Annotated in this window: 11 protein-coding genes and 1 riboswitch; of the genes, 4 read left to right on the forward strand and 7 right to left on the reverse strand. The window is 72.7% G+C overall.

The features are described 5' to 3' along the window. Positions 1-2: 2 nt before the first annotated feature. Positions 3-1,574: a nitrite reductase gene (locus tag OF819_RS05240; RefSeq protein ID WP_267242150.1), complete on the reverse strand. Its 1,572-nt coding sequence runs from the start codon at positions 1,572-1,574 to the stop codon at positions 3-5. An 81-nt stretch (positions 1,575-1,655) separates the two neighbouring features. Next, positions 1,656-1,786, forward strand: a riboswitch (cobalamin riboswitch). Positions 1,787-1,829: 43 nt separating this feature from the next. On the opposite strand from OF819_RS05240, the gene cobN reads away from it, so the two are divergent. The 4 genes from cobN to griH all read left to right on the forward strand — a co-directional run bounded on the left by cobN (position 1,830) and on the right by griH (position 8,985). Further along, entirely contained in the window at positions 1,830-5,444 is a 3,615-nt protein-coding gene (cobN, locus tag OF819_RS05245) for a cobaltochelatase subunit CobN (RefSeq protein ID WP_267242321.1), read from the forward strand. Between the two features lie 199 nt (positions 5,445-5,643). Continuing rightward, positions 5,644-6,930 carry an aspartate kinase gene (locus tag OF819_RS05250; protein WP_267242151.1) on the forward strand — a complete coding sequence of 429 codons (1,287 nt, stop codon included), beginning with the start codon at positions 5,644-5,646 and terminating at the stop codon, positions 6,928-6,930. A 47-nt stretch (positions 6,931-6,977) separates the two neighbouring features. Beyond that, positions 6,978-7,829: a 2-amino-3,7-dideoxy-D-threo-hept-6-ulosonate synthase gene (locus tag OF819_RS05255; protein WP_267242322.1), complete on the forward strand. Its 852-nt coding sequence runs from the start codon at positions 6,978-6,980 to the stop codon at positions 7,827-7,829. A 49-nt stretch (positions 7,830-7,878) separates the two neighbouring features. Continuing rightward, complete coding sequence (griH, locus tag OF819_RS05260; protein WP_267242152.1) at positions 7,879-8,985, forward strand: 3-amino-4-hydroxybenzoic acid synthase; 1,107 nt, start codon at positions 7,879-7,881, stop codon at positions 8,983-8,985. 84 nt (positions 8,986-9,069) lie between these two features. Here the strand turns inward: griH and griF are convergent, their stop codons facing one another. From griF to OF819_RS05290, 6 genes are all read right to left on the reverse strand, one after another. Next, positions 9,070-9,987 (reverse strand): grixazone synthase, encoded by a 918-nt coding sequence (griF, locus tag OF819_RS05265; RefSeq protein WP_267242153.1) that lies wholly within the window; start codon positions 9,985-9,987, stop codon positions 9,070-9,072. Positions 9,988-10,014: 27 nt separating this feature from the next. Beyond that, complete coding sequence (locus OF819_RS05270; protein ID WP_267242154.1) at positions 10,015-10,422, reverse strand: tyrosinase family oxidase copper chaperone; 408 nt, start codon at positions 10,420-10,422, stop codon at positions 10,015-10,017. Positions 10,423-10,483: 61 nt separating this feature from the next. Continuing rightward, positions 10,484-11,881 carry an aldehyde dehydrogenase family protein gene (locus OF819_RS05275; RefSeq protein ID WP_267242155.1) on the reverse strand — a complete coding sequence of 466 codons (1,398 nt, stop codon included), beginning with the start codon at positions 11,879-11,881 and terminating at the stop codon, positions 10,484-10,486. Then, positions 11,881-12,891, reverse strand: coding sequence for a phenazine biosynthesis protein (locus OF819_RS05280; RefSeq protein WP_267242156.1), 1,011 nt, complete (start codon positions 12,889-12,891; stop codon positions 11,881-11,883). The genes OF819_RS05275 and OF819_RS05280 overlap by 1 nt, the downstream gene beginning before the upstream one ends. A 156-nt stretch (positions 12,892-13,047) precedes the next feature. Further along, complete coding sequence (locus OF819_RS05285) at positions 13,048-14,415, reverse strand: MFS transporter (RefSeq protein WP_267242157.1); 1,368 nt, start codon at positions 14,413-14,415, stop codon at positions 13,048-13,050. Between the two features lie 296 nt (positions 14,416-14,711). After that, positions 14,712-16,094, reverse strand: a complete 1,383-nt coding sequence (locus OF819_RS05290) for an FAD-binding oxidoreductase (protein WP_267242158.1) — start codon at positions 16,092-16,094, stop codon at positions 14,712-14,714. Between the last annotated feature and the right edge of the window lie 79 nt (positions 16,095-16,173).

The following is a 16,173-nucleotide window of genomic DNA, read 5'->3' on the forward strand; positions in this document are numbered from 1 at the left end:
CCTCACCGGGTGGCTGGGGTGGTGCGTGCCGCCGCGAGCGCGCCGGCGAGTTCTGCGGGGGTGACGCCGTGGTGCACGGGCCCATCGGGGGCGGCGATCCGGTAGCCGTCCGGGGTGGCCAGCACATCCGTCCACCGGCCCCGGGGGTGGCCGCAGCGCCGCTCGCAGCCGGAGAGATGGACGGGCAGCCCTCCGCCGCCGGACGCCGTCGCGGCCGCGGCGTCCGCCCGTACGTCGGCCAGCGACTTGGCGCAGCCGGGCCTGCCCGTGCAGGCGCTGACGCCGGTGCGGGGGTCGTCGGGGGCGACGATCAGCCCGGCGTCGGCGAGCGCGGCGAGCCGGGCGGGTGCGGCGGCAGGGGTGAGTCCGGGCAGCACGATGCCGCGCCAGGGGGTGAGGCGCAGTGTGCCGTCGCCGTCCTCGCGCGCGACGGCCGCCAGCTGCCGCCACTGGGCGGCGGTCAGCCGCCCGAGCGGCGCCGCGACGGACAGCGCGGTGCGGCCGTTCGGTCCGCTGACCGGTCCGGGGACGGGCGCGGGCCCCTCGGGCGCGGGCGCATCGCTCTCGTACCGCGCCTCGATGCCGTGTCCGGCCAGCAGCGGTACGAGACCGCCGGGCGGCAGGCTCTTCCCCGCGGGCAGCTCCCGCACCCGCCACGCCTGCCCCCCGGCCAGCTCCACAAACGCCTCGGCGACGACAAGCGCGGCACGCGCGGCACGCCGGGCGGAGATACGGTACGCCCCGGAATCGCCCGCGATGCGCAGCAACGCGGAGACGGCGTCGGGCCGGCTGCGGTGCGCCACACCCTGCGCGGGCGCGTCGGCTCCCGCCGACCCGCCGCCGACAGTCGGGGCCGCCGCCGGGCCGCCGCCGGACGATGCGCCGGACGGACCAGGCGGGACGGCCGCATGGCGAGCCTCCTGCGGCGTCGGCGCATCGGGCGTACCCAGCAGCCGCTGTGCGGTCGCCGTATGGGCGGACGCGGCGTCGTGGCCGGCTGTCGCCGCCCGGGGCGCGGGGCAGGCGCACGCCGGGGGCTGTCCGGCGGCGTTCGACGCGAGAATCGTCACATCCGCGTCGAGCGCGGTCATGTCCCCTCGGCCGTCGTCGCAGGCGAACAGGAAGCGGCCCGACAGGGCGGTCGCCGTCTCGCTCGCGCACAGCAGGGCGTCCAGTTCGCGCACCCAGGGCAGGACGTCGTCCGCCCCCTGGCCGTCCAGGCCGGACAGGGGCGAGGCCACGATGTTGCGAACGCGTTCATGGCGCGGTGCGGGCAGCAGGCCCGCCCTGTCGAGCAGGCGGGCCAACTCGCCGCCGCAGGCGGGCTCCAGGCCGCGCAGCTGGACGTTGCCGCGGGAAGTGAGGTCGAGCCGGGCGTCGCCGAGGCGCTCGGCGGCGGATGCCAGGACGTCCGCCTGCGCGGCGGTCAGCAGGCCCGCGGGGATGCGTACGCGGGCCAGCGCGCCGTCGTTCGCGGAGTGCAGCCGCAGCGCTCCCGGGCAGGCGTCAGCGCCGTCCCGCGGGGGCGGTTCGTCCCCGTACGGGCGGTTGGCGGCGGAGGGGGCCGTGGGCATGGCCGCGAGCATACCGACCATCACACAAGCCGTATCCCCTGCTCAGCTGCCCGCACCCCTACTATGCTCGTCGGCGGGCCAGACGGCCCGTCATCGCCGTGGACGGCGCAATGGGGAGGAAGCCGGTGAGAGTCCGGCGCGGTCCCGCCACTGTGAGTCCGGCAGGAGCGTGCAGAGCGCACCGTCCGGATGAGCCAGGAACTCCCGCCGTCCGCACTGCCCGGGGCGCGGACCCCGAGGAAGGCCGGACGCCGGATGATCCTGCTTCTGTCGACGTCGGACACCGACCTGCTGAGCGCGCGTGCGGCGGGCGGCCCTGTGCCGTACCGGTTCGCGAACCCCGCGCGGCTCCCGCTCGATGAGCTGCCCGCGCTGCTGGAGGGCGCGGACCTCGTCGTCATACGACTCCTGGGCGGGCTGCGCGCCTGGCAGGAGGGTCTGGACGTGCTGCTCGCCGGGGACCGCCCGGTGGTGGTGCTCACCGGTGAACAGGCCCCGGACGCGGCGCTGATGGAGGCCTCGACCGTCCCGATCGGCATCGCGGCCGAGGCGCACGCCTATCTCGCGCACGGCGGCCCGGCGAATCTGGAGCAGCTGGCCCGGTTCCTGTCGGACACGGTGCTGCTCACCGGCCATGGCTTCGAGCCGCCGGCGCCCGCCCCCACCTGGGGACGGCTGGAGCGCGCGGAGCGTGACGGCGTCGAGGGGCCGACCATCGCGGTGCTGTACTACCGCGCGCACCATATGAGCGGCAATACGGCCTTTGTGGACGCGCTCTGCGGGGCGATCGAGGACGCGGGCGGCCGCCCGCTGCCGCTGTACGTGGCCTCGCTGCGCGCCCCCGAGCCAGAGCTGCTCGACGAACTGCGCGCCGCCGACGCCGTGGTGACCACCGTGCTCGCCGCGGGCGGCACCAGGCCCGCGGAAGCCCAAGCAGGCGGCGACGACGAGTCATGGGACGCGGGAGCGCTGGCCGCGCTGGATGTGCCGGTGCTCCAGGCGCTCTGTCTGACCGGGTCGCGCGAGGCCTGGGAGGAGAACGACGAGGGGCTGTCCCCGCTGGACGCCGCGAGCCAGGTCGCGGTGCCGGAGTTCGACGGCCGCATCATCACCGTCCCGTTCTCCTTCAAGGAGATCGACGAGGACGGACTGCCCGCCTATGCCGCGGACGCCGAGCGGGCCGCCCGCGTCGCCGGGATCGCGGTGCGCCATGCCCGGCTGCGCTATATCCCGGCCGCCGCGAAGCGGATCGCGCTGGTGCTCTCCGCGTATCCCACCAAGCACTCCCGCATCGGCAACGCGGTCGGTCTGGACACCCCCGCCTCCGCGGTCGCGCTGCTGCGCCGACTGCGCGCGGAGGGCTATGACTTCGGCGCGGAGGAGGTGCCGGGCCTTGCGTCGGGCGACGGCGACGAGCTGATCCGCGCGCTGATCGAGGCGGGCGGCCATGACCAGGAGTGGCTGACCGAGGAGCAGCTGGCCCGCAATCCGGTGCGCATCCCGGCCGCCGACTACCGGCGCTGGTTCGGCCGGCTGCCCGCGGAGCTGCGGGAGGCGGTGGAGGAGCACTGGGGGCCCGCGCCGGGCGAGATGTTCGTCGACCGGTCGCGGAACCCGGACGGCGACATCGTGCTGGCCGCGCTGCGCCGCGGCAATCTGCTGATCCTCATCCAGCCGCCGCGCGGCTTCGGCGAGAACCCGATCGCGATCTACCACGACCCCGATCTGCCGCCGTCGCACCACTATCTGGCCGCCTACCGGTGGATCCAGGCCGCCCGTGAGGACGGGGGCTTCGGCGCGGACGCCATGATCCATCTGGGCAAGCACGGCAATTTGGAGTGGCTGCCCGGCAAGAACGCGGGCCTGTCCGCGGCCTGCGCGCCCGACGCGGCGATCGGCGATCTGCCGCTGGTCTATCCGTTCCTGGTGAACGATCCGGGCGAGGGCACCCAGGCCAAGCGGCGGGTGCACGCCACGCTCGTGGACCATCTGGTGCCGCCGATGGCACGCGCCGAGTCATACGGCGACATCGCCCGGCTGGAGCAGCTGCTGGACGAGTACGCGGCGATCTCCTCCATGGACCCGGCCAAGCTGCCCGCGATCCGCGCCCAGATCTGGACGCTGATCCAGGCCGCGAAGCTGGACCACGACCTGGGGCTTCAGGACCGCCCGGACGACGACGGCTTCGACGACTTCCTGCTGCACGTCGACGGCTGGCTGTGCGAGGTCAAGGACGCGCAGATCCGCGACGGCCTGCATGTGCTGGGCTCCGCGCCGACCGGCCCGGAGCGGGTCAATCTGGTGCTTGCCGTGCTGCGCGCCCGGCAGATCTGGGGCGGCACGTCCGCGCTGCCGGGTCTGCGGGAGGCGCTGGGCCTGGACGAGTCGAAGGCGACCCGCACCGACGCGGACGCGGCGGAGGAGACGGCCCGCGCGCTCGTCGAGGCGATGGAGGCGGCGGACTGGGACCCGGCCGCCGTGGCGGCCGTGGCGGCGGACCACGGTGAACAGGTCGCCGCGGTGCTGGAGTTCGCCGCGCGCGAGGCAGTGCCGCGGCTGGCGGGCACGACCGCCGAGATCGACCATGCCGTACACGCGCTGAACGGCGGTTTCGTGCCCGCGGGCCCGTCCGGTTCGCCGCTGCGCGGACTGGTCAATGTGCTGCCCACCGGCCGGAACTTCTACTCGGTCGACCCCAAGGCCGTGCCGTCCCGGCTCGCCTGGGAGACCGGTCAGGCGCTGGCCGACTCGCTGCTGGAGCGCTACCGCTCCGACAACGGCGAGTGGCCTGCCTCCGTCGGCCTGTCGCTGTGGGGCACCAGCGCCATGCGCACCGCGGGCGACGATGTGGCGGAGGCGCTGGCGCTGCTGGGCATCCGCCCGGTGTGGGACGACGCCTCCCGCCGGGTGACGGGCCTGGAGCCGGTCCCCCTGGCGGAGCTGGGCCGTCCGCGCATCGACGTCACCCTGCGGATCAGCGGTTTCTTCCGGGACGCGTTCCCGCACACGATCGGGCTGCTGGACGACGCGGTGCGGCTGGCCGCCAGTCTGGACGAGCCGGCCGAGAGCAACTTCATCCGCGCGCACGCGCAGGCGGACCTCGCCGCCCACGGCGACGAGCGCCGCGCCACCACCCGTATCTTCGGCTCCCGGCCGGGCGCCTACGGCGCGGGCATCCTCCAGCTCATCGACAGCCGCGACTGGCGCACGGACGCCGATCTGGCCGAGGTCTACACGGTGTGGGGCGGCTATGCGTACGGGCGCGAGCTGAACGGCCGCGCGGCGCGTGAGGAGATGGAGACCGCATACCGGCGGATCGCGGTGGCCGCGAAGAACACGGACACCCGCGAGCACGACATCGCCGACTCCGACGACTACTTCCAGTACCACGGCGGCATGGTCGCCACGGTGCGGGCGCTGCGCGGCACGGCCCCCGAGGCGTACATCGGCGACTCGACCCGCCCGGAGACCGTCCGCACCCGCACCCTGGTCGAGGAGACCTCCCGGGTCTTCCGCGCCCGGGTGGTCAACCCGCGCTGGATCGAGGCGATGCGCCGCCACGGCTACAAGGGCGCGTTTGAACTCGCCGCCACCGTCGACTACCTCTTCGGCTATGACGCCACGACCGGCGTGGTCGCCGACTGGATGTACGACAAGCTCGCCCAGACATATGTCCTGGATCCGGAGAACCGGGAGTTCCTGCAGCAGGCCAATCCGTGGGCGCTGCACGGCATCGCGGAACGTCTGCTGGAAGCGGAGTCCCGCGGCATGTGGGCCGAGCCGGACCCGGCGGTGCTGCAGGCGCTGCGGGAGGCGTATCTGGAGACGGAAGGCGATCTGGAAGGCGATCCGGAGGGCGGCGAAGCCTGAGAGACATATCACACCACGACGCCTGGCCGGGCTTCCCGGCCAGGCGTTTCGCATGGGCTTCACACGCCCCGTCCCGTCCCGATTTGTTCATGATGCACGGCCAATGCACCGGCGGTGCAACGGGGTAACGGGGGCGATACCCGCCTCGCACAAGCTCATCACTGCGTTCGGACATGCGGTTCGATGAGCGGAGGCGGACATGGGGACGCTGGGCGGCGGGCACGCGGGCGACGTCCTGGTGCAGAAGTACGGCGGCAGCTCGCTCGCCACCGATGAACAGCTCTTCAACGCGGCGCGGCGCATCGGCGCGGCCGCCAGGGCCGGCCGGCGCGTCGTCGCGGTGGTCTCGGCCCGCGGCAGCACCACGGACGATCTGATCCGGCAGGCCGCGGCGGTCAATCCGCGGGCCGAGGGCCGGGAGCTGGACCATCTGCTGGCCACTGGGGAGGCCGCCTCCGCGTCCCTGGCCGCCATGGCCCTCCAGCGCACGGGGCTTGACGCCACCGCGCTGTCCGGGGCCCAGAGCGGCATCCTGGCCAGCGGCGCACACGGCGCGGGGATCATCGTGGCGATCGACGCCGAGCGGACCGTGAAGCTTCTTGACTCGGGCCGGATCGCGGTGATCGCGGGGTTCCAGGGGGTCACCGCCGAGGGGGATGTGATCACCCTCGGGCGCGGCGGCTCGGACACCACCGCGGTCGCGGTGGCAGCCGGGCTCGGCGCCCGGACGTGCGAGATCTACACCGATGTCGCCGGGGTGTTCAGCGCGGACCCCCGGATCGTGCCCGCCGCCCGGCTGCTGCCGTCCGTCGACGTCGATGTGATGGCCGAAATGGCCTTCGCCGGCGCCCGCGTCATGCACGCACGCGCGGTCGAGCTCGCGGCCCTGTACGGGGTCGACATCCATGTGGGCCATGCGGCCGGAGCGGAGGCCGGCACGCGTATCCACTCGACAGACGGAGAGGACATGCTCGAGGCCAAAGCCGCCGTCATGGCGGTCGTACACGACCCTGACGTGGTGCGGATCACGCTGCGCACCACGGCCGCCCAGGAGGACTCCGCCCTCGCGGTCCTCCAGATCCTCGCCCGGCAGGGCGTCCCGGCCGATATGGCCGCGGTCTCCGAGACGCCGGGCGGGGGCCAGTCCTTCGGCGTGACGGTCCATCACACGCACGCGGACGCCGTGCGCCGGGCGTTCGCCGAGCTGGCGGTCTCCCCGTCCTGCGGTGTGGACATCGACGAGGACGTGGCCAAGGTCTCCATCGTCGGCAAGGGGCTGCTGAGCCGCCCCGGCTACGCGGCCCGGATGCTCTCCTCGCTCACCGGCTCCGGCATCGCGGCGCGCTCGCTGTCCACCTCGCAGCTCCGGGTGTCGGTCACGGTGCCCGGCGAGGACACGGCCCGCGCCGTCGGCCTGCTGCACAGCGAGTTCGGGCTGGACGCCGGGACCGGCCCGCACCCCCTTCATCTGGCACACCGGCCCTGACAACACCACTGTGACAACACCACTGGGAGCACATGTTGATCACGACCATGCCCCATGCCCCGTTCGCCAGGAGGCTGCGTCTGCAGCGGCTGCACCGCCATGATCCGGAGCGGCTGTTCATCGTTCCCCTGGACCACTCCATCACCGACGGTCCCGTCACCGGCGGGAGCCGGCTCAACGCACTGGTGGGACAGCTCGCTTCACACCGGGTCGACGCGGTGGTCCTGCACAAGGGGGCGCTGCGGCTTGTCGACCCGGAGTGGTTCACCCGTACCTCGCTGATCGTCCATCTCAGCGCGAGCACGGTGCACGCTCCCGACCCCGACGCCAAGTATCTGGTGGCGAGCGTCGAGGAGAGTCTCCGGCTGGGCGCCGACGCGGTCAGCGTCCATGTCAACATCGGCTCTGCCCAGGAGCGGCAGCAGATCGCCGACATGGCGGCCGTGGCCGATGCCTGCGACCGCTGGAACGTGCCGCTGATGGCCATGATGTATCCGCGCGGGCCCAGGATCGACAACCCCCGCGACCCCGCTCTCGTCGCCCATGCCGTGCAGCTGGCCGCCGACCTCGGCGCCGATCTCGTCAAGACGCTGTATGTCGGCTCGGAGGCCGCGATGGCGGACATCGTCGCCACCGCCGCGATTCCCGTGGTGGTGGTCGGAGGGCCGCACAACGACGACGAGGCCCAGACGCTCGCCTATGTGGAGGAGGCGATGCGGGCGGGCGCCGCCGGGGTGGCCATGGGCCGCAATGTTTTCCAGGCCCCCGATCCCGGCGCCATGGCCGACAAGTTGTCCGACGTCATCCACGGCAGGGGCGCCGGCCGATCAGACGGTCGCGCAGACGGCCGGACAGACGGCCGGGCAGACGGTCCGGCCAAAGGAGCCATGGCCGCCTGACAGTGCTTCATTTCCTCTTCTCACCCACACCGATCCAAGGAGTTCCACTGTGAAGATCAGCTGGCTTGACATCCGCTCTCTCGGTGACGCCCGTGACGCGATCGTCCAGGAGGCCCTGCACCACCGGGTGGAGGCGGTCGTCGCCGACGACCCGGCGGACCTGAGGGATCTGCCGCCCACCGTGACCAAGGTGCTCTTCCCCCAGGGCAAGCCGCTGCCGGAGGACTTCGGCGAGGCCGGCGTCGTCATCGTCGACCCGGCGCGGCACGGCGTCACCCCCGCCGAGCTGTCCCTGCTCCACCCCGAGACCGAGTTCGGCCGGTTTGTGGAGATCGTGGACGCCCCCACGCTGGAGGACGCCTGTGAGTCGGCGCGCACCGAGAAGTGGAGCCTGCTGCTGTTCCGCGACCCCACCAAGATCCCGCTGGAGATCGTGATCGCCGCGGCCGCGCGCGCCCAGGGTTCGCTGATCACCGTCGCCCAGGATGTGGAGGAGGCCGAGATCATCTTCGGTGTGCTGGAGCATGGCTCCGACGGCGTGATGATGGCTCCGAAGGCCGTCGGAGACACCGCGGCGCTCAAGCGCGCCGCCGAGGCCGGAGTGCCCAATCTCAACCTGACCGAGCTGCGGGTGGTCGAGACCGCGCACATCGGCATGGGCGAGCGCGCCTGTGTGGACACCTGCACCCACTTCCGGGAGGACGAGGGCATCCTGGTCGGCTCGCACTCCAAGGGCATGATCCTCTGCGTCAGCGAGACCCACCCGCTGCCCTATATGCCGACCCGCCCCTTCCGGGTGAACGCGGGCGCCATCCACTCGTACACCCTGGGCAAGGACGAACGCACCAACTACCTCAGCGAGCTGAAGGCGGGCAGCAAGGTGACCGCCGTGGACATCAAGGGCAACACCCGCATGGTCACGGTCGGCCGGGTGAAGATCGAGTCCCGGCCGCTGATCTCGATCGACGCCGAGGCCCCCGACGGCCGGCGGGTCAATCTGATCCTCCAGGACGACTGGCATGTCCGGGTCCTCGGCCCGGGCGGCACGGTCCTCAACAGCACCGAGCTGAAGCCGGGTGACACGGTGCTCGGCTATCTGCCGAGCGAGGACCGTCATGTCGGCTACCCGATCGACGAGTTCTGCCTGGAGAAGTGAGCCGGGGCCGAACGGCCCGTCCCACAGACGGCGGCGCCGGACCGCGGATGCGCGGTCCGGCGCCGCCGGCGTGCGGGGAGAGGCTCAGGCGTAGCGGTACCACTTCGTGTGGTCGATCAGGTCGGCGGGGGTCATGGTGTGCCAGGGGCCCAGCCTGGTGTGCAGATCGGGGACGTCCGGCGTGTCCGTCAGGGGAAGGTAGTGGGGCACATGGGGGTTGCGCTCCTGCCAGAGGGCCCAGCAGCGGTCGATCATGCAGTGGTTGAGGAAGAACACCGGGTCGTTGGGCGAGCCGATGTACATCATGTGCCCGCCGACCCAGACGTGTCCGGCCGCGTGCAGCTTGCCCGCCTTCTCCTCCCAGGGGAACTTGGTGTAGCCCTCCAGGTGGTTGCGGAAGCTGTTGAACGGCGCTTCCCCGCCCGCGGTGTGATTCCACGGGGGACAGTCGTAGACGGGGAGCGCCAGGGTGTCGTCGAGCTCCTTGGGCGTCGGCAGCTTGTCGGTCAGCGTGCCCATGTCACGCACCAGAAAGTCGCGGTCGTCATGGGTGAAGTGACCGTTGAGTGCCGGGTCCTCGTCGCCCACCGGTATGACGCTGACGTTGAGCACCCAGCCGTTGTCGCGCGCGAAGGGGCCTGTCATCACCCTGCGGTCGCCCGGGCGGCCGTTGCCTCCCATGAACTCCTCGTCCCACAGCGGCGAGTCCTCGCCGTGGTCGAAGGTCCAGTCCCAGTACGGGAGGGTGACGCGGGGGTCGACGCGCTGCAGGGCCCGCTCGAAGCGCAGCAGATACTGACGGTGCCAGGGCAGGAAGCCGGGGTTGATGTGCCCCAGCCGCTTGCCCGTCTCCTTGTCCAGGTAGTCGGTCGAGTTGATCCGGATATGGAGGGCGACGAAACGGTCGTAGATGCCCCGTCTCTTGATCTCGCGCACCGCGTGGACGAAGCGGCGCTTCTCCTCCCGGGACATGTCCAGGTGGTTTTTGCGGATGTGCACCATGCCGATGGGTTCCTTCGTTCCGGGGTGTCAGACGTCGATGACGTGCGTGCCGTGGCTGGACGGCAGCAGAGCGGCGCCGCGCAGCTCGTCGATGGCCTTGCGTGCCGCGTGCAGCGGCGTGGGCGCCATCTCGTAGTGGCACATGGAGCTCAGATAGGCGTCGTCGGCGAACTTCATCAGGTGCAGGGGACGGTCGTCGATGAGCACGCCACCGCCCGCCGAGGCGGGCAGGACCCGTATCGTGCGGCCCTTGTAGCGCTCGGTGTACTCCTCAGCGGCCGCGGCGTCCCCGCCTGCGGGCTCGCCTTCCGCCGAGGTCGCGGGGCCGTTCGCGTTCCCCGCCAGCGCGCCGGTGGCGAACGGCACCGCGCCGGCCGCGGCGACGAACGCCGAACCCGTCACGGTCATGACCATCTCTCGTCTGTTCAGGGACATGCGTCAGCTGCCTTTCCTTCGGTTGCGGGGGCCGGTGCGGCACGGCGGGCCGGGTCATGGCTCAGGCTCCGGCCACGACCCCCTTGGGCTCCAGCAGGAACTGGGTGTAGTTGTCGTCGTGCGGGATGCCGGGCACCGCGGTCCACGGCAGCACCGGCCCGCGGGTCACCTTGCGCACGCTCGGTTCGCGGACCGCCGCTTCGAGGAGGTCCTCACGGTCCGTCAGCAGATTCAGCACCAGGGAGTCGCGCAGCGGTCCCATGCCGTCGGCGTCGGACCACGGCGCGACCACCACGAACGGGAAGGGAAGCTCCGTGCCGACGGCGGGGTGGTCCGCGCGGTCGGCCGAGAGCACCACCGGGCGCAGCAGGAACGATCCGTCGTCCAGCTCGACCACCGCTTCGCCGGTGTCGGCGCGGGCGCTGTGGTCGGTGAGCTCAGAGCGCAGCGCGGCGAGCTGTCCGCGGATCTGCTCGGCCCGCGCGCGGTCCGCGACGAGCAGGGTGGCCGCCTCGTCGGTGGCCGGCAGCGACGGAAGGCCGGCGAGCCGCCGGGCGAGCCGGTCCGCGACGTCGGCGACGGGGCGGGAGGTGAGCACCGCGGAGAGATTGGTGCAGCGAGTGCCGCCGTCGAAGGAGGCGGACACGGCCAGATGGCCGATCAGACGGTCGTCGGGGTCGGTGTCGAGCAGCGCCTTGGTGCGTCCGGGGCCGCGGACCGCGACGGACTCCCGGCCCTCCCACTGGCGGACCGCGCGGTCGCCGCCGTAGATGATGCCGCGGTCCGCCTCCCTCAGCAGGAAGTCGCCCGTCTCCCGGGAGCAGGGCAGAAAGGCCAGCTTGTGCGGCGGCAGGCCGGCCGCGAGCAGTGCCCGGGTGAGCCGCAGGGCGGTGAACGGGTCACGGCTTCCGGGCTTGACCAGGACGCTGTAGCCGTGGAAAAGGGCCTGCACCCAGGAGACATTGGGGGTGGGGTGGTTGCTCGCCATGACGGCGGCGAAGACCCTGCCGCGCGGCACCCAGCGCGTTTCGAAGCCGTTCCCGGGTCCGGCGGCCGGCAGTTCCGCGGCCGTGGTCGCGGGCAGTTGCCCGATCTCCGCGACGATGTCCCGCACGGCCTGGCCGACCGCCGCGGCTGTCAGCCCGGTGGCGTGCGAGACCCGGCGTGCGTACGCGCAAGGGCTCTCGTCCTGGAGCGTTCCGGTCGCGAAGAGTTCGGCCGCCTTCTCGAAGACCGAGGCGTGCGGAGCGCGGCCGTCCGCCTGGTCCCGGATCTCCGAGAGCGAGGCGAGGGCCAGCAGCCGCGGGGCGGTGCCCACATCGGCGAGATCGCCGCCCAGGACGCTCGGCAGCCGGGAGCGGTCGGCGCTGGGCGTCGTGCGGCCGCAGACGCAGGGGTCGACCGTGAGGATGTCGCCCGCCGCTTCGGCGGCGACGCCGGCAGCGAGGTGCGTCGCCATCAGTACACCCCCTCGATGATGCGTACGTCGCTGAGGGCGCGGAAGGTCTGGACGTCGGCGAGCCCGTCCACGGCCGAGCCGGGCCGCGGCTCGACCCGGACCGCGGTGTCGCGCTCCAGGATGTTGGGCAGGAACATCTCCTCGGCGACCAGGTGCAGCCTGACGCGTCCGCGTTCCCCGTACGGCACGGACCGGCCGTCGTCGTCCACCAGTTCGAGCCGGGTGGTGGCGGGGTACGGCTCGAACACACACGGATGCCGGTCGCCGGGCGCGGCGGGGCGCTGCGGCGCCACGCCCATCAGACTGTTGCCGTAGACGCCGACGACCGGGATGCCGGGGAAGAAGACCTCGTCGAGCTGGCGCAGGCTCTCGGCGCTGATGGAGGTGCCCGCCCAGATGATCGCCTGCGTCTTCTCCCTGACCAGCCGGTAGAGCTCCGGCCGGGCGCAGATGGCCTCCAGCAGCGGCGGAGTGGTGTTGAGCACCGCGATGTCCTGGGTCTGCAGAATCGTCTCCGCCTGGTCCAGCAGATGCTGGACGTATTCGTCGGCGTCGTCCGCACGGCCCTGCGCCAGCAGCCGCTTGACCCAGCGCGGGTCGAGGTCGACGCCGTAGAGGATGCCGTTGCCGAGCGCGGCGTAGCGGCCGACGTCGAAGCCGATGACGTGCGGGCCGCTCGGCCCCAGGTGCAGCCAGTTGCCGCTGCCCGGCACCCCGGCCTCGACGAGCCGTGCATGGGCCCACTCCAGCAGCCGGGACCGGTAGCCGCTGTCCACGATGCGCTTGGGCGAGCCGGTGGTGCCGCCCGAGTCATAGACCCGGAACGGCCGGTCCGCGAGGCCCTGGGGGATCAGCTGCCGGGCCGGCACGGTGCGCAGTTCGTCGCTGACGTCCGGGAAGCGGGTGAGGTCGGCGACGCCCCGTACATCGGCAAGCGGGTCGAACCCCAGCCCGTCCCGCTTTCCGAGCCAGAACGGGGATCCCGTGTGCTCCCCGAAGTGCCAGTCCATCAGTTTCCGTATATGACCGTCGAATTCAGAATCCGCCAGATCTTCCATGGCTTCTCGGTTCTCTCCTCATGCGCAGATGCCGGGTGAAGGTTCATCGTCGTCCCGGCGCCTATCGCCGCCGTATCGATGGTGTTTTCCGGCCGCCGCGAAGGCCGGTCAGGCCCGCGGGGCGCGGTCGGCCAGGGTGAGCGCGCAGACCGCCGCCACCAGAGGGAAGGCCGCGACGATGCCGAGCGCGGTGGACAGCGAGAGCGACTTGGCCAGTGCGCCGGCGGTCGCACTGCCCACTCCCCCGCCGACGAAGAAGGTGAGGTTGAGCAGCCCCATCGCCCCGCCGCGCAGGGCCGGTTCGACGCGGGCCGACATCAGCGCGGTGGTCACCACCTGGGTGACGGCGAACGCCGCGAAGCCCAGGGAGGCGCCGACGATCAGCTGGACCGTGCCGGATCCGCTCAACACGGTGAGCAGGGCGGCCGCCGTGGCGGCGGCGATGGCGGCGAGCAGCCTGCTGCCGCCGGCGCCCGCGGTCAGCTTCCCGGCGGTGCGGGACAGCACCGCGCCCACCACCGCGCCGGGCAGCAGCCACGCGCCGACGGCGAGCACGCTCCAGCCGTGCTCCCGCACCAGCAGCTGCGGGACGGCGTACATGGCCGCGAAGAGCCCTGCGTACACGCCGATGCCGGTGACGACGGCGCGCAGGAACAGGCTGTCCGCGACCAGCCGGCGGGGTACGAAGGACATCTGCACGGTCCGCACCCGCACGGCGAGCGCGGCGCCGGTCAGCGCCAGAACGGCCGCCAGCGCGATGACCACGGGGGCGGACAGCGACAGCACGGACGTCTGGATCAGCAGCAGGAACGACATCGCGGCCGCCGTGAGCAGCAGCGCGCCCGGCAGGTCCAGAGGGCGTCCGGAGCCGCGCCGCTCGGCGGCGGCGCGCAGGCACAGCGGCACGGCCAGCAAAGACAGCGCCGGCAGTACGAGCGTCAGCCGCCAGGTCACCCACTGGGTGAACACCCCGCCCGCGAGCGTCGCGCTCGCCGAGAACACGGCCATCGTCGCACCGAACCCGGCCAGGACCCGGGGGCGGTCGGCGGGCGCGGACGAGGCGGACAGGGCCAGCGCGCCGGAGGTCATGGCCCCGGAGCCGGCGGCCAGCACGAACCGGCCCGCGACCAGCACCCCCAGGTTGGGCGCGAGCAGGCAGATCAGCGCGCCGACGCCCAGCACGAGCGAACCGAGCAGCAGAGAGAACCGCACACCGCGGGAGTCGGCCAGCCGGCCGAACAGCGCCGTGCCGACGCCAAGCGCCAGTGCGTGCGCGGTCAGCACCCACGCGGTCGACGAGGGCGCGGCGTCCAGCGCGGCGGCCACATCGGGCAGCGCGACGCCGGCCGCGGTGACGCCGAAGACGGCGGGTCCGAAGAGCGCGCCGTATCGCAGCCCCGCGGAGCGGGCCGCGGCGGCGCCGGCGTTCGGTGAGGCCGCGGCGGCGGCCGCGGCGGTCGGGTTGTCGGTGGTCATCAGACGTCCTCCTGCGGAGAGCGTGGTGGTGGTTGGCAAACCGTCAATTCATCAGGGCTCCGCCCCGAACCCGCTTCGGGGAAGGGCTGCGGTGCTGCCGCGCCGCGCCGTCCGCCCCGGTACGGCCTGACGGCCGTGTCCTCAAGCGCCGGACGGGCTCAAATGAGCCCCGCCTGGGGGTACCCCCAGCGGTAGCTGGGGGAGATTGAGGCGCGGGGGTCCGGGGGCGGAGCCCCCGGGAAACGGGGTCTGGGGGCGGAGCCCCCAGTTACGGGAAGGGGTGGGGAGGGGAAAAATCAGCCGCCCGCACCGGGATCGGCCAGCGCATGGCCGATCCGGAACAGATTCCCCGGATCATGCCGCGCCTTCACCCGCAGCAGCCGCGCGTACACGGCCGGATCGAAGCACCCCCTCGCCGCGCCCACCGTGTCCGGCCCGGCCAGAAAGTTGAGGTAGGTCCGTCCGGTGCCCCACCGCCCCATCGGCCCCAGCACCCGGTCCGGCGACCCCGGCTGCGAGAGGGTCGCGAGCGTGAACGCCCCGTCCCTGTTGCCGACCGCGTTGGGCACGGCGGGCGGCCGGGCGAGCGCGCCCCCGAGCTGGCGCAGCTCGACCATCAGGTCCGTGCAGGAGGAGCCGGGTCCGGCGAGGTCCATCAGCCGGTCCACCGCGTCGTCCTCCAGTGCGCGCAGCACGATGTTGCGTTCGTGGTACGGCAGGGGTTCGGCAGGGTCCTGGTGGATGTCGGCGACAGCCGAGTACGGCATGTCGCCGACCGTGTCGAGCACACAGGGCCCCACGTCGCGCAGCGGCTGCACCAGGCGCTCGCCCTCCTCCTCGGGGCCGATGAAGGAGATGCGCAGATGGGCCGTCAGCCGGCCGCGCAGCAACTCCGGCACGGCGGGCACGTCCGGCAGCCGCAGCAGGGCCACGGAGGAGGTCATCGTCTCGGGGACGGTCTCGGTCCAGCGCCGCCAGGTCCGCAGCAGGGACGGCGACAGCTCGCCGGGGAAGTAGATGCCGCCTCCGTAGAGCCGCGACACGGGCATGAGGGAGAACTCCAGGGCGGTCACCACGCCGAAGTTGCCCTTGCCTCCGCGCAGCGCCCAGAACAGCCCGCTGTCGTCGGCGGCCGTGACGGTCCGCGGCGTCCCGTCGGCGGTGACGACCTCGATGCGGGTGACATGGTCGGCGGCGTATCCGTACCGGCGGCCGAGCGGCCCGAGTCCGCCGCCGAGGGTGTAGCCGACCACGCCCACCAGATGGGAGGAGCCGTTGAGCGGCGCGAGCCCGTGGTAGGCGGCGGCCGCGATGACCTGATGCCACCTCGCTCCCGCTTCCACCCGCGCGATCCGGGCGACGGGGTCCACGGCCACGGCGTTCATCCGCCGGGTGCTGATGAGGACTCCGCCGCGGACCGGCGCCGCGATGCCGTGTCCGGTGGCCTGGACCCCCACGGGCAGATCCTGCTCGGCGGCGAAGCGGACGGCGGCGCTCACGTCTTCCGTGCCGCGCGCCGCCACAACGAGTGACGGCCGGTGCCGCGCGATCTCGTTGAAGCCGGAGCACTCGGCGGTGTACTCCGGGTCGCCGGGCATGAACACTTCGCCCTTCAGCCCTGCGGCCAGCCGGTCGACGGCTTCTTCCGGGGTGACGGGGGCCTGGAGGTTCTCTGCCACTGTCTGTCCTTCCCTCGGCTGCTGCCTGGGCCGCCCCACACCCTGTGCGAACGGCTACGACCAGCAGTCTTCCGAGGCC

This window comes from Streptomyces sp. PR69 (genome assembly GCF_026420845.1).
Taxonomy (GTDB): Bacteria; Actinomycetota; Actinomycetes; order Streptomycetales; family Streptomycetaceae; genus Streptomyces.

Bases quoted from the DNA above. Each gene is read 5' to 3' on its own strand.
- OF819_RS05240 (WP_267242150.1), bottom strand. From the start codon at position 1,574: ATGCCCACGGCCCCCTCCGCCGCCAACCGCCCGTACGGGGACGAACCG.
- cobN (WP_267242321.1), top strand. From the start codon at position 1,830: ATGATCCTGCTTCTGTCGACGTCGGACACCGACCTGCTGAGCGCGCGT.
- OF819_RS05250 (WP_267242151.1), top strand. From the start codon at position 5,644: ATGGGGACGCTGGGCGGCGGGCACGCGGGCGACGTCCTGGTGCAGAAG.
- OF819_RS05255 (WP_267242322.1), top strand. From the start codon at position 6,978: ATGCCCCATGCCCCGTTCGCCAGGAGGCTGCGTCTGCAGCGGCTGCAC.
- griF (WP_267242153.1), bottom strand. From the start codon at position 9,987: ATGGTGCACATCCGCAAAAACCACCTGGACATGTCCCGGGAGGAGAAG.
- OF819_RS05270 (WP_267242154.1), bottom strand. From the start codon at position 10,422: ATGTCCCTGAACAGACGAGAGATGGTCATGACCGTGACGGGTTCGGCG.
- OF819_RS05275 (WP_267242155.1), bottom strand. From the start codon at position 11,881: ATGGCGACGCACCTCGCTGCCGGCGTCGCCGCCGAAGCGGCGGGCGAC.
- OF819_RS05280 (WP_267242156.1), bottom strand. From the start codon at position 12,891: ATGGACTGGCACTTCGGGGAGCACACGGGATCCCCGTTCTGGCTCGGA.
- OF819_RS05285 (WP_267242157.1), bottom strand. From the start codon at position 14,415: ATGACCACCGACAACCCGACCGCCGCGGCCGCCGCCGCGGCCTCACCG.